We start from the raw sequence: 13,868 nt of genomic DNA, 5'->3' as shown, positions 1-13,868 counted from the left end.
GCGATATAAACCGGATGTAACGGCAATATAAACGCAAAATAAACTTTCGAGAAAGAGATGGAAATAAAAAAGGAGCACTCTTAAAAAAGAGTGCTCCTTTTTGGCATGAAGTTACATCATGCTGCTGAACCAGAGGCCAAGCGTGGTTCCGATGTAGTTGCCAAGGATATAACCAAGTGTGCCGACGATGAGAATTGGACCGACCAGTCGTGTCCAGCCGCGCGAAATGGCCATGGCGGCGGCTGTTGTAGGACCGCCGATGTTGGCATTGCTCGAGAGGATGATTTCCTCAAGGTCGAATTTGAATACTCTGCCGAACGAGAACGATACGATCATATTGATGAAGACAATGATGGCAGCGAACAACAGAATGAGTGGTGCATTTTCTATGATCAGCGGGATGGACGCGGGCACCCCGATGACGACAAAGAATATATAGATCAGAAAAGTACCAATTTCCTGGGCCCCATTGATGCGTTCAAAGTATTTCGGGATAAATGAAACAAGAATCAGCGTCAATGTTGTCAACATCAGATAATCGTCTCCAATCACTGCCCTTAACACACTCAGGAAAATATTCGCATCTTCGGGTATGAGGAAGCGGAAAATTTCTGCAAGCTTGAACGATACGGCGACTATGACGAATGAAGAACCGACCGCAAGCGCGATGTCGTTCAGTGCGATTTCCTTACGCTTCCAGTAGGAAGCGGATGTCGTCTTGTCGCCTTCTTCTCGTGCCTCTATGGCATCGATGTGGGGAGTATTATATTTTTTGCGGAAAAAGCCGATTGCAGGAATCAGTATCAGTATGAAGAAGTAGACTGCCATCAGAAGATTGTCGGCGACAACCGCTGAAGAGACCGTTTCGCCAGGCACGTCAAACCGCGTCGCCAAAGCTGCGAAGTTCACACTGCCTCCCGTATAGGAACCTGAAATCATAGCAGCGATATGGGGGAGGCCTGGTATCAGATCCTTCAGAAAGGTAAATGCGACTATGGAACCAGCGACGGTACCAATGGAACTGAGCAGAAAGATCATCAGCAGACGGCCGCTTTCCTGCCAAATTTTACGTAAATTGGACTGGAAGAGCAAAAGCGGTATGGATAAAGGTACGACATACGTCCATACCGAATCGTAGACGGGCGACTCGGTGGGAATCAGCCCCGTATTCGCCATCAGCATCGCTCCGACAAGCGCAATGATTGCGCCTGACAGTTTCGAAGCCCATTCATAGCGCTGTTCCAGCCATATGCTGACAGCTGCCCAACCTACAAGGAATGCCCACAGCAGCCAAGTTTCGTCGGGTGATATCAAAGCATTAATAATACCAAACTCCTTTTTAGCGCCAGCCGTCCTTTGGACTGCATCAGCAACCCTTTTTGGATGTATATAGCTGAAATTATATAATAAATTCTAGGCGACTTCTAATATGTAGGGTATGAAAAAAGAAAAATCCTCCACCCGTTGAAGGTGGAGGAATCAATGGAGCCAAGGGGACTCGAACCCCTGACCTCTACACTGCCAGTGTAGCGCTCTCCCAACTGAGCTATGGCCCCGTTTGTGCTACAACAATATTCTATATGATAACACCGTAATATACAAGCCCATTTATTGTCGAAAAACTCATTTTCAATATCTGGACAAACAAGTGTCGGCCAAGGCCTTCAGTATTCCAACTATTGAAAAAATATAGACATGTCTGACAATTGATTGTAGTATAGTGATGTAAAACTTTATAGACAGATAAAGTGCGCTCTATGGCGCTTCTACCACATAAACACAATCATCGGGAACCGTTTATATAAATCCCGGAATCATGCAGAGGACCAAGGTGCACAAAAGAGACATGTATAAAATAAAACAGTTGTGAGGTGCAGAGTATCATGGAAAAGAAGAAAGGGTTTTTCTCGAAACTGCTGGATATAATAGAAAGGGTCGGCAATAAACTGCCTGATCCATTCATGCTGTTCATCGGGTTGGCAGTCCTGATGATTTTCATCTCCTACGCATTCAGTCTGGCTGGGGCTTCAGTCATCCATCCTGGTACAGGAGAAGATACTCCGATCCGGAATCTGTTATCTGGCGAAGGCCTTCAGTTCATCCTGACATCAATGCTTGAAAACTTCACCGGATTCGCACCACTTGGGCTGGTTCTGGCAATGATGCTTGGTATTGGGCTTGCCGAGAAGGTTGGACTACTTGATTATTCAATCCGCAAGACAATTTTGAAATCACCGCCATTCCTACTTACATATACAGTGGTATTTACAGGTATTTTGGGTAACTTAGCTTCTGATGCTGCTGTCGTCCTGATTCCGCCACTTGGAGCACTTGTATTCTATAAGGTCGGCCGACACCCACTGGCAGGTCTTGCGGCCGGCTTTGCCGGTGCTGGCGCCGGATTTACCGCCAATTTGTTCATTGCCGGTACAGATGCCCTGCTTGCAGGCATTTCGACCGAAGCGGCTGCCATCATCAACGAAGATATTGTCGTTACGGCGGTGGATAACTGGTACTTCAATATAGTTTCTGTCTTTCTTTTGACATTTGTAGGCGGGTTGTTGACATCGAAATTCGTGGAACCGCGTCTTGGCAAATATGAGGGGGAGGCTTTGGAAGACGAAGATGCAGAAGAGCTTCCGAACGCAAAAAAAGGGTTTTTCGCTGCATTGATAGCAGGGCTTCTATATTTTGCAGTCATCCTAACTGTCGTCATGCTGCCGGATAGTCCGCTAAGGGGCGAAGGTGGGAGCATAATCCCATCACCATTAATCGACGGTATCGTGCCATTGATTCTGATATTCTTCGTCATCATCGGTACAGCTTTTGGTCTGGTCACAAAAAAGATACAGTCCAGCAAGGACATCACCTATTATATGACGGAATCCATAAAGGACATGGCCGGTTATATTGTGCTGGTTTTTGCGATTGCCCAGTTCATCGCCTATTTCAATTGGTCGAATCTCGGTACATGGGTAGCCGTCAATGGTGCTGAATTCCTGCGGGACATCGAATTTACTGGATTCGGCTTGGTCGTCGGATATGTCATCTTCACCGGTCTGATGAATTTCCTGATTACTTCCGGTTCTGCCAAATGGGCCATCGAAGCACCAATATTCGTGCCGATGTTCATGCAACTCGGCTATGATCCAGCCTTTACACAAGTCGCCTATCGTATCGCCGACTCATCCGTCAACATCATCACCCCGCTTTTCCCTTATATGGTCATCATCCTTGCCTTCATGCAGCGGTATGACAAGAATGCAAGCATCGGCACATATATCTCGTTGATGCTGCCTTATTCCATCGCATTTCTTGTGGTGTGGATCATACTGCTTGCTGTATTTTATTTCATAGGAATACCATATGGGCCGGGGGTCAGCACATACTTGGAAAACAGACCGTAATGAATATAAAGGGAGGAAAATGAAATGGAACAGCTTGAAGCACAACTGGTGAGGTGGCGCCGTGATTTCCACCAATATCCGGAACTTGGCTTTCTTGAGATGCGTACTGCCACCATTGTGGCCGATATGCTTGAAACGTTGGGGTACACAATTCAGATTGGAAATGAAGTCATGGCCCCCGATTATTGCATGGGTAAACCTGGCGCTGAAGAAACCCATCGACATCTGGAATGGGCCAAGGAGAATGGCGCAGTGCCCAAATACCTTGATGCAGTTTCCGAAGGCTTCACAGGTATTGTGGCGACCCTCGAAACCGGACGGGAAGGCCCGATCATCGCCTACAGGGTAGATATGGATGCACTGCCGATTACTGAGACTTCGGCGGAGGGTCATGTGCCTGTAGCAGAAGATTTCAGATCGACTACGTCCAACATGCATGCGTGCGGCCATGACGCCCACACAGCCATTGGTCTGGGACTGGCCACAAAAATCATGCGCCAGAAAGATCAATTATCGGGTGTCATCAAAATAATATTCCAACCGGCAGAGGAAGGCACACGAGGCGCGCGCTCCATGGTCGAAGCTGGTGTCGCTGACGGTGTCGATTACTTCATCGCTTCGCATATAGGAATGGATGTACCGGATGGACATTTCATCGCCGCAAATAATGGTTTCTTGGCGACATCTAAGATGGATGTCACTTTTACCGGCATCGCCTCCCATGCCGGGAGTCGGCCTGAAGAGGGGCGAAATGCCCTACTGGCCGCGGCTAATGCCGCCACAAATCTGTATACGGTGCCGCGGCACTCTGATGGCGCCACCCGTATCAATGTCGGCGAGCTGCATGCGGGCAGCGGCCGCAACATCATCGCCGACCATGCCGTAATGAAAATCGAGACGCGTGGTGAAACATCTGAAATAAATAACCATGTCAAAGGGCAAGCCCAGGCCATCATTGAAGGGGCGGCTAAGATGCATGGGGCAGAATACGATATCGAGCTCGTTGGAGAAGGGGAAAGTGCAGAATGTTCGTCTGAAATAGCCCAGGTACTCAAAGAAACTGCGGAGGCAGAAGGACTTCACAGTGTAATGAAGAGCGACGCAAGTTCAGGATCTGAAGATGCGACTTTCTTCATCAATGCTGTCCAACAAAACGGCGGACAGGCCACCTACTGCATTTTCGGTACCGAGCTTGCAGCAGGCCATCACAATGAAGCATTCGACATCAATGAAGGCAGCATGATTTCTGCTGTAGAAGTTCTGTATAGATCGGCTGTGGAACTCTCTGGACAATAAAATGATCACGTGACGATTGTACCTTTATGGCTAAAACGCAAAAGTACCCTGCCGGATATCCCGACAGGGTACTTTTTTACATGCCTACAAATAGCCATGCGAAGATATAGATGATTGGGAATGATATTATTGTACGCAACACGAAGATCATGAGGAGTTCCCAAACTGAAACTGGAATCTTGGACTTGAGCAGTAGCGCACCCACTTCGGAGAAGTAGATGATCTGCGTCAGTGACATTACGGCGATCAGGAACTTGGTAAATGTGCTCTCGATGCCGGAACCTATAACTGACGGCAGGAACATGTCGGTGACACCGATGATGAATGCGGGAGCGGCTGCCGCTGCTTCAGGAACATTAATGAGCGACAGGAAAAACTGGACCGGGTAGCTCAACAGTTCGAATACAGGTGTATATTCGGCGACGATCAGGGCCATCGTACCGATGGCGATGACGACAGGGATCAGTCCACCGTATATATCAATGACGTTGATGGAGCCGTCGCGTACGATGCTTTTGGCGCCATCGCTTTCATCTGACCTCCTGTAGGCGCGTGTGGTGGCTGTCTTGAGCATGGTATCTTCATATCCGCGGTCGTCGATCTGTTTGCCCGTCACCTCATAGTAAGTATCTTCACGTCTTGATAACGGGGGTATTCTGACCATTACAAAGGCTGTGATGATACATGCGACTGCCATCGTGAAATAGAATTGGAGGAAGTACTCCTCGATGCCGATGAAGGTCGCGATGACAAGGCTGAACGGTATGGAGAGCACTGAGAAGTTCGTCGCAATGTTCAATGCTTCACGCTTTGTATAAAAACCGTTCTCATACTGCTGTGTTGTGATCATGACACCGACCGGGCTGCTGCCCATCCAGGAAGCCAGTGCATCGATCGAGGATCGGCCCGGCACTTTATATAATGGGCGTATCACGGGCTCTAAAAACGTCCCGACAAATTCCATCAGTCCGAAGTTCATCAATAAAGGCATGAGGAAGGCGGCCAATAGAAGCCAAGTGGCGAGTATCGGCACCAGGTTGAACATCATCGTGCCGCCCGTCAGGTCACTGGTGATTGCCTCCGGACCAAAACCCGTCACTGTCATGATGGCAAAAAGTATACCGATGACGCGCAGCAGGAACCACAGCCAGCTGATGACGAAGATATCCCTCAGTTTCGGAGAGTTCTTGAAGCTGTTGCGGTTGATCAAGGTGGCGTAGAAGGTTATCAACAAGAAGATGGTCATGATGACCGTCAGGATGCCCGCAATTTTCCCGTCAAGTCCGGTCAATATGTAATCTGCAAAGATACCGAGTATGATGGTCCACTGGTCGTTGACATAGACGGGAACAATGAATAATAGCAAGGCAAGAATGGAAACCGTCCACGTTTTTACTTTAGTCTGAGTTGAAAAATTCATGAGATATCCCCTTATGTATAAATTGGTAGCGCCTCCAATGATAATTTAAATTGTCGAAAATGTCCATATATTCTGTTATAATGCATAGGTGAATATTTTTGAAAGAGGGATAGCATGCCACAGGCGAATAAGCATATGAAGCACATAGAAGTGCCCGGCACGAGACAGTTTGCAAACAGGGTGGATGAATTTCCAGATGCGGTCGATCTGACGCTCGGCCAATCGGATTTCAGCACGCCGGAATCCGTCAAGGAAGCGGCCATCGAAGCGATCAGCACCAAAGAAATGAGGTATTCCCATAATACGGGGCTGCTTGAGCTGAGGGAAGTGATAAGCAGCTACTACAAGGAGAAGTATGGCGGTGAATATGATCCACATGGTGAAGTATTGGTCACTGTCGGCGGCAGTGAGGGCATCGATGCCATACTGCGCGCCATATTGGATCCGGGGGATGAAGTGCTGGTTCCTGCCCCGACTTATCTTGGCTATGAACCGATCATTGAATTGAGCGGTGGGGTGACGAAATTCATCGATACCACGGCTGACGGCTATATTGCCACGCCCGAAGCGATAGAAGCGAACATCACTGCACGGACAAAAGCTGTCATCCTGAACTATCCAACCAACCCGACCGGTGTTACCTATACAAAAGAACAGGTCGATCGCTTGGCGGAGATGTTCAAACAACATGATATATTCGTCATTACCGACGAAATCTATGCTGAAAATACATTGGAAGGCGAGCATGCCAGCATGGCAGCCTATCCGGACATCAAGGACAAGGTGTTGGTCGTCAACGGACTCAGCAAATCCCATGCGATGACAGGATGGAGAATCGGCTACGTCGTTGGCCATCGCGACATTATGGAAGAGGTCATCACTGTGCACCTCTACAATACGATCTGTGCGGCGATACCGAGCCAATACGCCGCGATAGAAGCCTTGCGCAACCAACGGCACGTACCAGCAGAAATGAATGAAGCCTATATTAGAAGACGGGACTATATCTACGGGAGACTCGTTGATATGGGATTGGAAGTCTCAAAACCGACCGGTGCGTTCTATATCTTCCCATCCATCAGCAAATATGATGAGGATTCCTTCAGGTTTGCGACGGACCTGCTCGAAACGGTACAGCTGGCAGTAGTTCCTGGTCGCTCATTCTCCGAGTTCGGGGAAGGCCATATCCGTTTGTCATTCGCCTGCAGCATGGCAGAATTGACTGAAGCGGCAGATAGATTGGAAAAATACATTAAAATGCGTGAAGCACGATAAAGAATTGCCCGCCTTCCGGAGACCTGCCGGGGGGCGGGTAATTTTATTGGCGCTGCTCTTTGAGCAGGAATGTCAGACTTAAACCGAGTATTGCCAAGGCCGCCATCACAGCCAGGGCATAGGAAGTGCCCAAATATGTCCCTTCATTATATGGCACATCCACCAGCGATACCGTGATGCTGATGATCGAAGTCAATATGATGATGCCAAACGCCATGGCGAATTGGCGCACCGTATTGACGATTGCGGAGCCGTGCGGAATATCCGACCCGCCAAGTTCCGACATGCTCACTGTCACAAGCGGCATGAGGGTAAGACCGAAACCGGTCATGAATAGACAGAAATGAACCATGATCCAGTAGGGCGAATCCATCATACCGACGGTGTTCAGCAGTATGAGGGACAAAGCTGTGAACGAAAAGCCGATCATCGCGATACGCTTACCACCGTAGCGGTCATATAGGTTACCTGAAATGAAAGTCATGACAGACAGGATGACCGTGCCCGGAACGAGCAGGAATCCGGACAGGAATGCGCTTGTGCCGAGTGCATCCTGGGCGAACATGGGCAGGATCGTCTCAGTCGACAACAGCAGCATCATATTGATGAATATCAGTATGATGGCGAGCGTGAACGTCCTGTTCCGGAACAACTCCAGGTTCATTACTGGCGTGGCGATCTTAAATTGTCGGCTGCTGAAGAACAGGATGCCTAAAATACCGATGATCATAGGGATAAGCGACAATGGGCTCAGGAATCCGTACACACTGATATTGCTCAAGCCATATATGAAGGAAGAGAAGCCGAGCGCGGATAAGATCACCGAACGGATGTCCAGCTTCGACTTGTTCTGTTCGAGCACGTCCTTCATCAGCAGCAGTGCGAGTATGAAAGTGATGGCGATAAAAGGCAGAAGCACCCAGTGGAGGGACCGCCAATCCAGATAGTCGATGATGATGCCTGAAATCGATGGGGCTGAAGCGGGAGCAATATTGGTGACGGCTCCGAGCAATCCCATGGCGAATCCCCGCCTATGATAGGGGAAGACGATGAGCAGGATCGTCTGAATCAATGGCAATATGATGCCTGCGCCGATTGCCTGGATCATCCGCGACGCGATCAGAACACCGAAAGTCGGCGACCAGCCACCGACAGCCGTGCCCAAAAGCAGACAGCTGAGCGAGAATATAACCAGCGTCTTTGAAGAGAAGTTGGTCGACAGGTAGCCCGACATCGGGATGAAGATGATGGTCGTAAGGATGAAAGCGTTCGTCAGCCACTGGACCTCAGTCGCATTGATATTGAACTCTTCCATTATCGTCGGGAAAGCTGTAATCAATAGAAATTGGTTGAAAGTGAGCAGAAATGCTGCAGAGATGATTACTGCAACGACGCCCTTACTCTGTATCTTATCTTCTGCCATGCAGGCCACCCCGTCCGTCATCAATAATTGTATTCATTGTTGCATAGAGGGGAGTGATGGTCAAAACAGAGTGGAAATATCCCCGTCTAATCGTAAATTATAGGAAGCGAATTATTTGGTGAAAATTGTAAATAATATGGAATATTGTTTCTTAAAATGGTACAATTGCATGTGAAATCGCTTTCTAATAATGATCAGGGGGTTTTAAAATGTCAAAGAAGATTTTTGAAATTGACCTATCAAAGAAGATGCATGAACAGAAGCACCCCGGCCATAATCGATGGCATCCGGATATCCCGGCAGCTTTTTCAGTCGAACTTGGTGAATCTTTCAAGATGGAATGTCTAGATTGGACGGATGGCCAGATCAGTAACGATGACGACCCTTCAGATATCGAGAAGGTGAATTTGAAGCGTGTGCATGTATTAAGCGGTCCGGTGCATGTCAATGGCGTGGAACCCGGTGACCTTCTTGTCGTCGATATTTTGGATATTGGGACATTCAGCAGTCACGAGTGGGGGTTCAACGGCATATTCGCTAAAGAAAACGGAGGCAGTTTCCTGGTCGAGCATTATCCAGAAGCAGCAAAGTCCATCTGGGATTTTGAAGGCATCTATGCGACATCGAGGCACGTGCCGAACGTCAAATTTGCGGGCATCATCCATCCCGGCCTGATCGGCGTGGCGCCGTCGCAGGAGCTGTTGGATGAATGGAACAGGCGCGAGCAGAAGCTCGTTGATAAAGATCCTAAACGTGTGCCACCACTTGCCAATCTTCCAGATGCTGATTCGACCGTCCTCGGCACATTGAAGGGGGAAGACTATGACCGCGTGGCCAAAGAAGGAGCGAGAACGGTGCCACCACGAGAGAATGGCGGGAACTGTGATATCAAGAATCTTTCAAAAGGGTCTAGAGTCTATTTCCCGGTATTTGTAGAAGGCGCCAAACTATCTGTAGGCGACCTGCATTTCTCCCAAGGGGATGGCGAAATCACCTTCTGCGGGGGCATCGAGATGCCAGGATGGATTGAACTTAAAGTGAACGTCATCAAAGGCGGCATGAAGAAGCATAAAATCGAAAAGAACCCTGCGTTCCAGCCAGGGCCGGTGATGCCGCACTACAATGAATATCTCGTATTCCAAGGCATCTCAGTCAATGAATTCAACGGAACACAGGAATATCTGGATGCGAATACCGCCTATCGCAACGCATGCCTGAATGCGATCGAATATTTGAAGACATTGGGCTTTACCGGCGAACAGGCTTATATGCTGCTTGGCTCCGCTCCCGTCCAAGGCCATGTTGCAGGCATTGTGGACATTCCGAACGCCTGTTGTACATTGTCGCTTCCAAAAGAAATATTCGATCAGAGCATCATTCCGGAGCTCGACTGATGCCAAGATATACATTCGAATGCAGGACATGCGGCAGCTATGAAACATGGAAGCGGAGCACAGAAGACCTTGCGGGCGATCAGTGTCCTGAGTGTGGGTCCGAAAGTAAAAGGGTGTTCCAAGTATTCAGAACAAGTTACCTCGACGCTAAAGTGACAAGGCATATCGAGCAGGGTATGACGCCAAAAGTTGTAAAGAAGACAGAACTACCGCAACGCAATAAAAGGCAGGGAGAGAGGAATCCGAGGCCTTGGATGATGTGAAGCAATATATATGAGATAGGAGAGTATAGTAGATAAAAAGGAGAAGACTCTTAAGCTTCTCCTTTTTATCTGAAAATATAAGAGCAACAGCACAGACTTAAAAGTACTACTAGGAAGTCGGATAGTATCGCTTACAATATTTTTAAGTAACAACACAAAATTTCTAATCTCCACCTTGATGTTTTGTTAACATCCCCTCTCTTTTAGGTATCAGTGATGAAATGGTGCAGTCCCACGTATCCACGCTGCTCGCGGCCACGGCAGAGATTAAACAAGGCTTTGATTGAACAATTGTCTGAAATGACTCCAGTCTTTATGGGGTCGTTTTTTTTATTACGCACATAAATCATTCAAACATCCATTTGAATATATTCATTGACACCTTTCCTGCATGCAATTAAAATATAATCAAACGATCATTTGAATGAGGTGTGGACATGAATGATACTTTAAATAAAGCAGTACCCGATACATGTGAAACATTCTGTTATGATGAAGCGCTGGTCAACCGCATTCAGCCGCGTGTCGAAGAGGTGGCGGGTGTAGAACTGATCTTCAAATCGCTGGCGGATAAAACGCGTATGAAGATTGCCTATGCACTTACTCTCGAAGAGGAGCTCTGCGTCTGTGATGTGGCGAATATCATCGGGGCGACGACTGCCTCTGCTTCACATCACCTAAGGCTTTTAAAAAACATGAATATAGCCAAAAGCCGGAAGGATGGGAAGCTGGTATTCTATTCATTGGCTGATGACCACGTGCACCAGTTGATTTCAATCGCCCTGGTGCACTCGAATGAAGAAGCAGTTAAAGAGGGGGCGGACAGATGAAGCAGGCACTGAAAGAGCGTGAATCAGAAAACTCAGCATGCTGCAGCGGAGGGGCGACAGAAGTAAAAGAGCAAAGCCTAGAAGAAAAGAACTGCTGCTCATCTACTGCAGAAAAGGCTGAGGAAACATCCAGCTGCTGTTCTTCCACTCCGGAAGCGAGTGAGAGCACCTCGAGCTGCTGCAGTTCTGGAAACGATAAAAGTGCTGGAGCTTTAGAGAGAGAATCTGCTGCTCCTCTGAGTTCTGTAGAATACCGCATCGAGGGGATGGACTGTCCTTCTTGTGCTGCAACCATAGAGAAAAGCTTGAAGAAAAGGCCGGACATTGAATCGGTCCAGATTAATTACAGCACCGGAAAAATGACAGTAGCGGCGAACGGACCGAGCGTCCATGATGAAATACCCAAGCAAGTCCATAAATTGGGTTTTGAAGCGGCGCAACTGAATAAAGGCCGCGGCACTGAAACATATAAGGTGGAAGGGATGGATTGCGGTTCCTGTGCGATGACCATTGAAAAGCATCTCGGCAAAAACCCGAACGTTGAAGAGGTGAAAGTCAACTTTTCCACCGGTAAAATGCATGTCAACCACTCACTGCAGCCGCGGGAGATCATCAAAGAAGTGAAGCGGGCAGGGTTCGATGCATCATTGGAGGAAAAAGGGCAAAGTGAAACTTCTGCCGTAAAACGAAAAAGTGTACTGACGACCACGTTATCTGGTACTTTCCTGATTCTTGGTTTCATATTATCGTTTACTGGTACGCCAGAAAACATAGTGACGCTGCTTTATGCAGCTGCCATCGTCATTGGTGGAGTGAAACCAGTCAAGAGTGCATACTATGCCATCAAGAGTGGCTCATTGGATATGAACGTTCTGATGGCTTCAGCTGCCATTGGCGCCGCGCTTATCGGCGAATGGTTTGAAGGTGCGATGGTCGTGTGGCTGTTTGCTTTAGGAAATACATTGCAGAACAGATCCATTGAACGGACCCGAGATTCCATCCGTGGACTCATCAATTTGGCACCATCGGAAGCGAATGTTAAAAGTGGGGACACCCTTATATCCAAACCTGTAGAAGAGATTGATGTCGGTGACGTCATCGTCATAAGGCCGGGCGAAAAGATGCCGCTTGATGGTGAAGTGATGGCAGGCTCTTCGAGTGTCAACCAAGCACCGATTACAGGTGAATCGCTCCCTGTCGATAAAGAGCAGGGGGATACTGTCTACGCAGGGACGGTCAATGAAAGTGGCTCGCTAGAAGTCACGGTGACGAAATTGGTTGAGGACACGACGATTGCCAAAATCATCCACCTAGTCGAAGAGGCACAGGAGCAGAAAGCCCCGACGCAGGCATTTGTTGACCGGTTTGCGAACGTATATACACCGATTGTCTTCATTCTTGCATTGCTTGTAATGGTCGGACCGCCGCTATTTGGGTTTGGAACATGGGGTGAATGGCTCTATAAAGGACTTGCACTGCTTGTCATCGCCTGTCCATGTGCCCTAGTCATATCGACACCTGTAGCAATCGTTTCGGCGATCGGTAATGCAGCGAAGAACGGTGTGCTGATTAAAGGTGGCACATTCCTTGAAAAGGCAGGAGCCATTCAGGCGATTGCATTCGACAAGACAGGTACATTGACTGAAGGACAGCCGAAAGTGTCCCAAGTCGTTTCTTTCGAAAAAGATTCTGAGACACTTCTCAGCATCGCCCGCACGATAGAAGCACATTCCACCCATCCGATCGCCAAAGCGATCATCGACTATGCTGAAGAAAGAAATATCGGCACTAAGCCTGGCGAAGATTATAGAACCATAGCCGGTAAGGGTGCCCAAGCGACGATAGACGGTTTGGAGTATTTTGCAGGAAACCCTAAGTTATTCAGGGAGATGGGTGTACAGCTCGGCAATATGGAAGAGCAAATCGATACATTACAGGCTGCAGGTAATACTCTAGTCGTAGTGGGGACGCGTTCAGAAGCACTCGGCTTGATTTCAGTCGCTGATACAATCCGCGATATCACGGTCCGGTCGATAGAGAAACTCAAAAACATGGGCATGAGCGAAATGGTCATGCTGACCGGGGACAACCAGGGAACCGCAAAAAATATTGCGGATGAGACAGGCATCGACCGCTACTTTGCAGAATTGATGCCTGAAGATAAAGTTTCAGCTGTGAAGCAACTTCAGGATGAAGGACGCTTCGTTGCGATGGTCGGGGATGGCATCAATGATGCGCCAGCACTCGCAACCGCAGATCTCGGCATCGCCATGGGCGGTGCTGGAACGGACACTGCAATGGAGACAGCAGATATCGTGCTGATGGCAGATAACCTTGAACAACTGCCGCACACTATCAGCCTGAGCCAGAAAGCATTGCGCATCATCAAACAGAACGTCTGGTTCTCACTGCTGACGAAATTCGCAGCACTGGCATTGATATTCCCAGGCATATTGACGCTCTGGATGGCAGTGTTGAGTGACACGGGCGCAGCACTCATTGTCATATTAAACAGTATGCGCCTGCTCAGACAGAAATAGTTGGAAATATAAAAGGAGAA

Annotated in this window: 10 protein-coding genes and 1 tRNA gene; 7 read left to right on the top strand and 4 right to left on the bottom strand. The window is 48.3% G+C overall.

Annotation, left to right across the window (positions count from 1 at the left end; genetic code table 11):
- Positions 1-111 precede the first annotated feature (111 nt).
- Together ACZ43I_RS10805 and ACZ43I_RS10800 are read right to left on the bottom strand one after the other, a co-directional pair.
- Positions 112-1,326, bottom strand: coding sequence for a DUF819 family protein (locus ACZ43I_RS10805; protein ID WP_425568422.1), 1,215 nt, complete (start codon positions 1,324-1,326; stop codon positions 112-114).
- Between the two features lie 157 nt (positions 1,327-1,483).
- A tRNA-Ala gene (locus ACZ43I_RS10800) sits at positions 1,484-1,556 on the bottom strand.
- 327 nt (positions 1,557-1,883) lie between these two features.
- Between ACZ43I_RS10800 and ACZ43I_RS10795 the strand changes: the two genes are divergently transcribed.
- Both ACZ43I_RS10795 and ACZ43I_RS10790 read left to right on the top strand, forming a co-directional pair.
- Positions 1,884-3,407, top strand: coding sequence for an AbgT family transporter (locus ACZ43I_RS10795; RefSeq protein ID WP_344704324.1), 1,524 nt, complete (start codon positions 1,884-1,886; stop codon positions 3,405-3,407).
- A gap of 24 nt (positions 3,408-3,431) precedes the next feature.
- Positions 3,432-4,703 (top strand): amidohydrolase, encoded by a 1,272-nt coding sequence (locus ACZ43I_RS10790; RefSeq protein ID WP_344704326.1) that lies wholly within the window; start codon positions 3,432-3,434, stop codon positions 4,701-4,703.
- A 76-nt stretch (positions 4,704-4,779) separates the two neighbouring features.
- Here the strand turns inward: ACZ43I_RS10790 and ACZ43I_RS10785 are convergent, their stop codons facing one another.
- Entirely contained in the window at positions 4,780-6,123 is a 1,344-nt protein-coding gene (locus ACZ43I_RS10785) for a YjiH family protein (RefSeq protein ID WP_344704328.1), read from the bottom strand.
- A gap of 114 nt (positions 6,124-6,237) precedes the next feature.
- Between ACZ43I_RS10785 and ACZ43I_RS10780 the strand changes: the two genes are divergently transcribed.
- A complete protein-coding gene (locus ACZ43I_RS10780) occupies positions 6,238-7,398 on the top strand; it encodes an aminotransferase class I/II-fold pyridoxal phosphate-dependent enzyme (protein WP_344704330.1) in 1,161 nt (386 codons plus the stop codon).
- A gap of 43 nt (positions 7,399-7,441) precedes the next feature.
- Here the strand turns inward: ACZ43I_RS10780 and ACZ43I_RS10775 are convergent, their stop codons facing one another.
- Entirely contained in the window at positions 7,442-8,821 is a 1,380-nt protein-coding gene (locus ACZ43I_RS10775; RefSeq protein ID WP_344704332.1) for an MFS transporter, read from the bottom strand.
- Between the two features lie 209 nt (positions 8,822-9,030).
- Here ACZ43I_RS10775 and fmdA point away from each other — a divergent pair, with 209 nt between their 5' ends.
- The 4 genes from fmdA to ACZ43I_RS10755 all read left to right on the top strand — a co-directional run bounded on the left by fmdA (position 9,031) and on the right by ACZ43I_RS10755 (position 13,848).
- Positions 9,031-10,215 (top strand): formamidase, encoded by a 1,185-nt coding sequence (fmdA, locus tag ACZ43I_RS10770; RefSeq protein WP_344704334.1) that lies wholly within the window; start codon positions 9,031-9,033, stop codon positions 10,213-10,215.
- Positions 10,215-10,478 (top strand): FmdB family zinc ribbon protein, encoded by a 264-nt coding sequence (locus tag ACZ43I_RS10765; protein WP_344704336.1) that lies wholly within the window; start codon positions 10,215-10,217, stop codon positions 10,476-10,478. Before fmdA ends, ACZ43I_RS10765 begins: the two co-directional genes overlap by 1 nt.
- 437 nt (positions 10,479-10,915) lie before the next feature.
- Positions 10,916-11,308 carry an ArsR/SmtB family transcription factor gene (locus ACZ43I_RS10760; RefSeq protein WP_344704338.1) on the top strand — a complete coding sequence of 131 codons (393 nt, stop codon included), beginning with the start codon at positions 10,916-10,918 and terminating at the stop codon, positions 11,306-11,308.
- Positions 11,305-13,848, top strand: a complete 2,544-nt coding sequence (locus tag ACZ43I_RS10755) for a heavy metal translocating P-type ATPase (RefSeq protein WP_344704340.1) — start codon at positions 11,305-11,307, stop codon at positions 13,846-13,848. Before ACZ43I_RS10760 ends, ACZ43I_RS10755 begins: the two co-directional genes overlap by 4 nt.
- Positions 13,849-13,868: the final 20 nt, after the last annotated feature.

Source organism: Salinicoccus jeotgali (genome assembly GCF_055379195.1).
The sequence above is the reverse complement of the archived record's forward strand: the minus strand, read 5'-3'. Positions and strand labels throughout refer to the sequence as shown.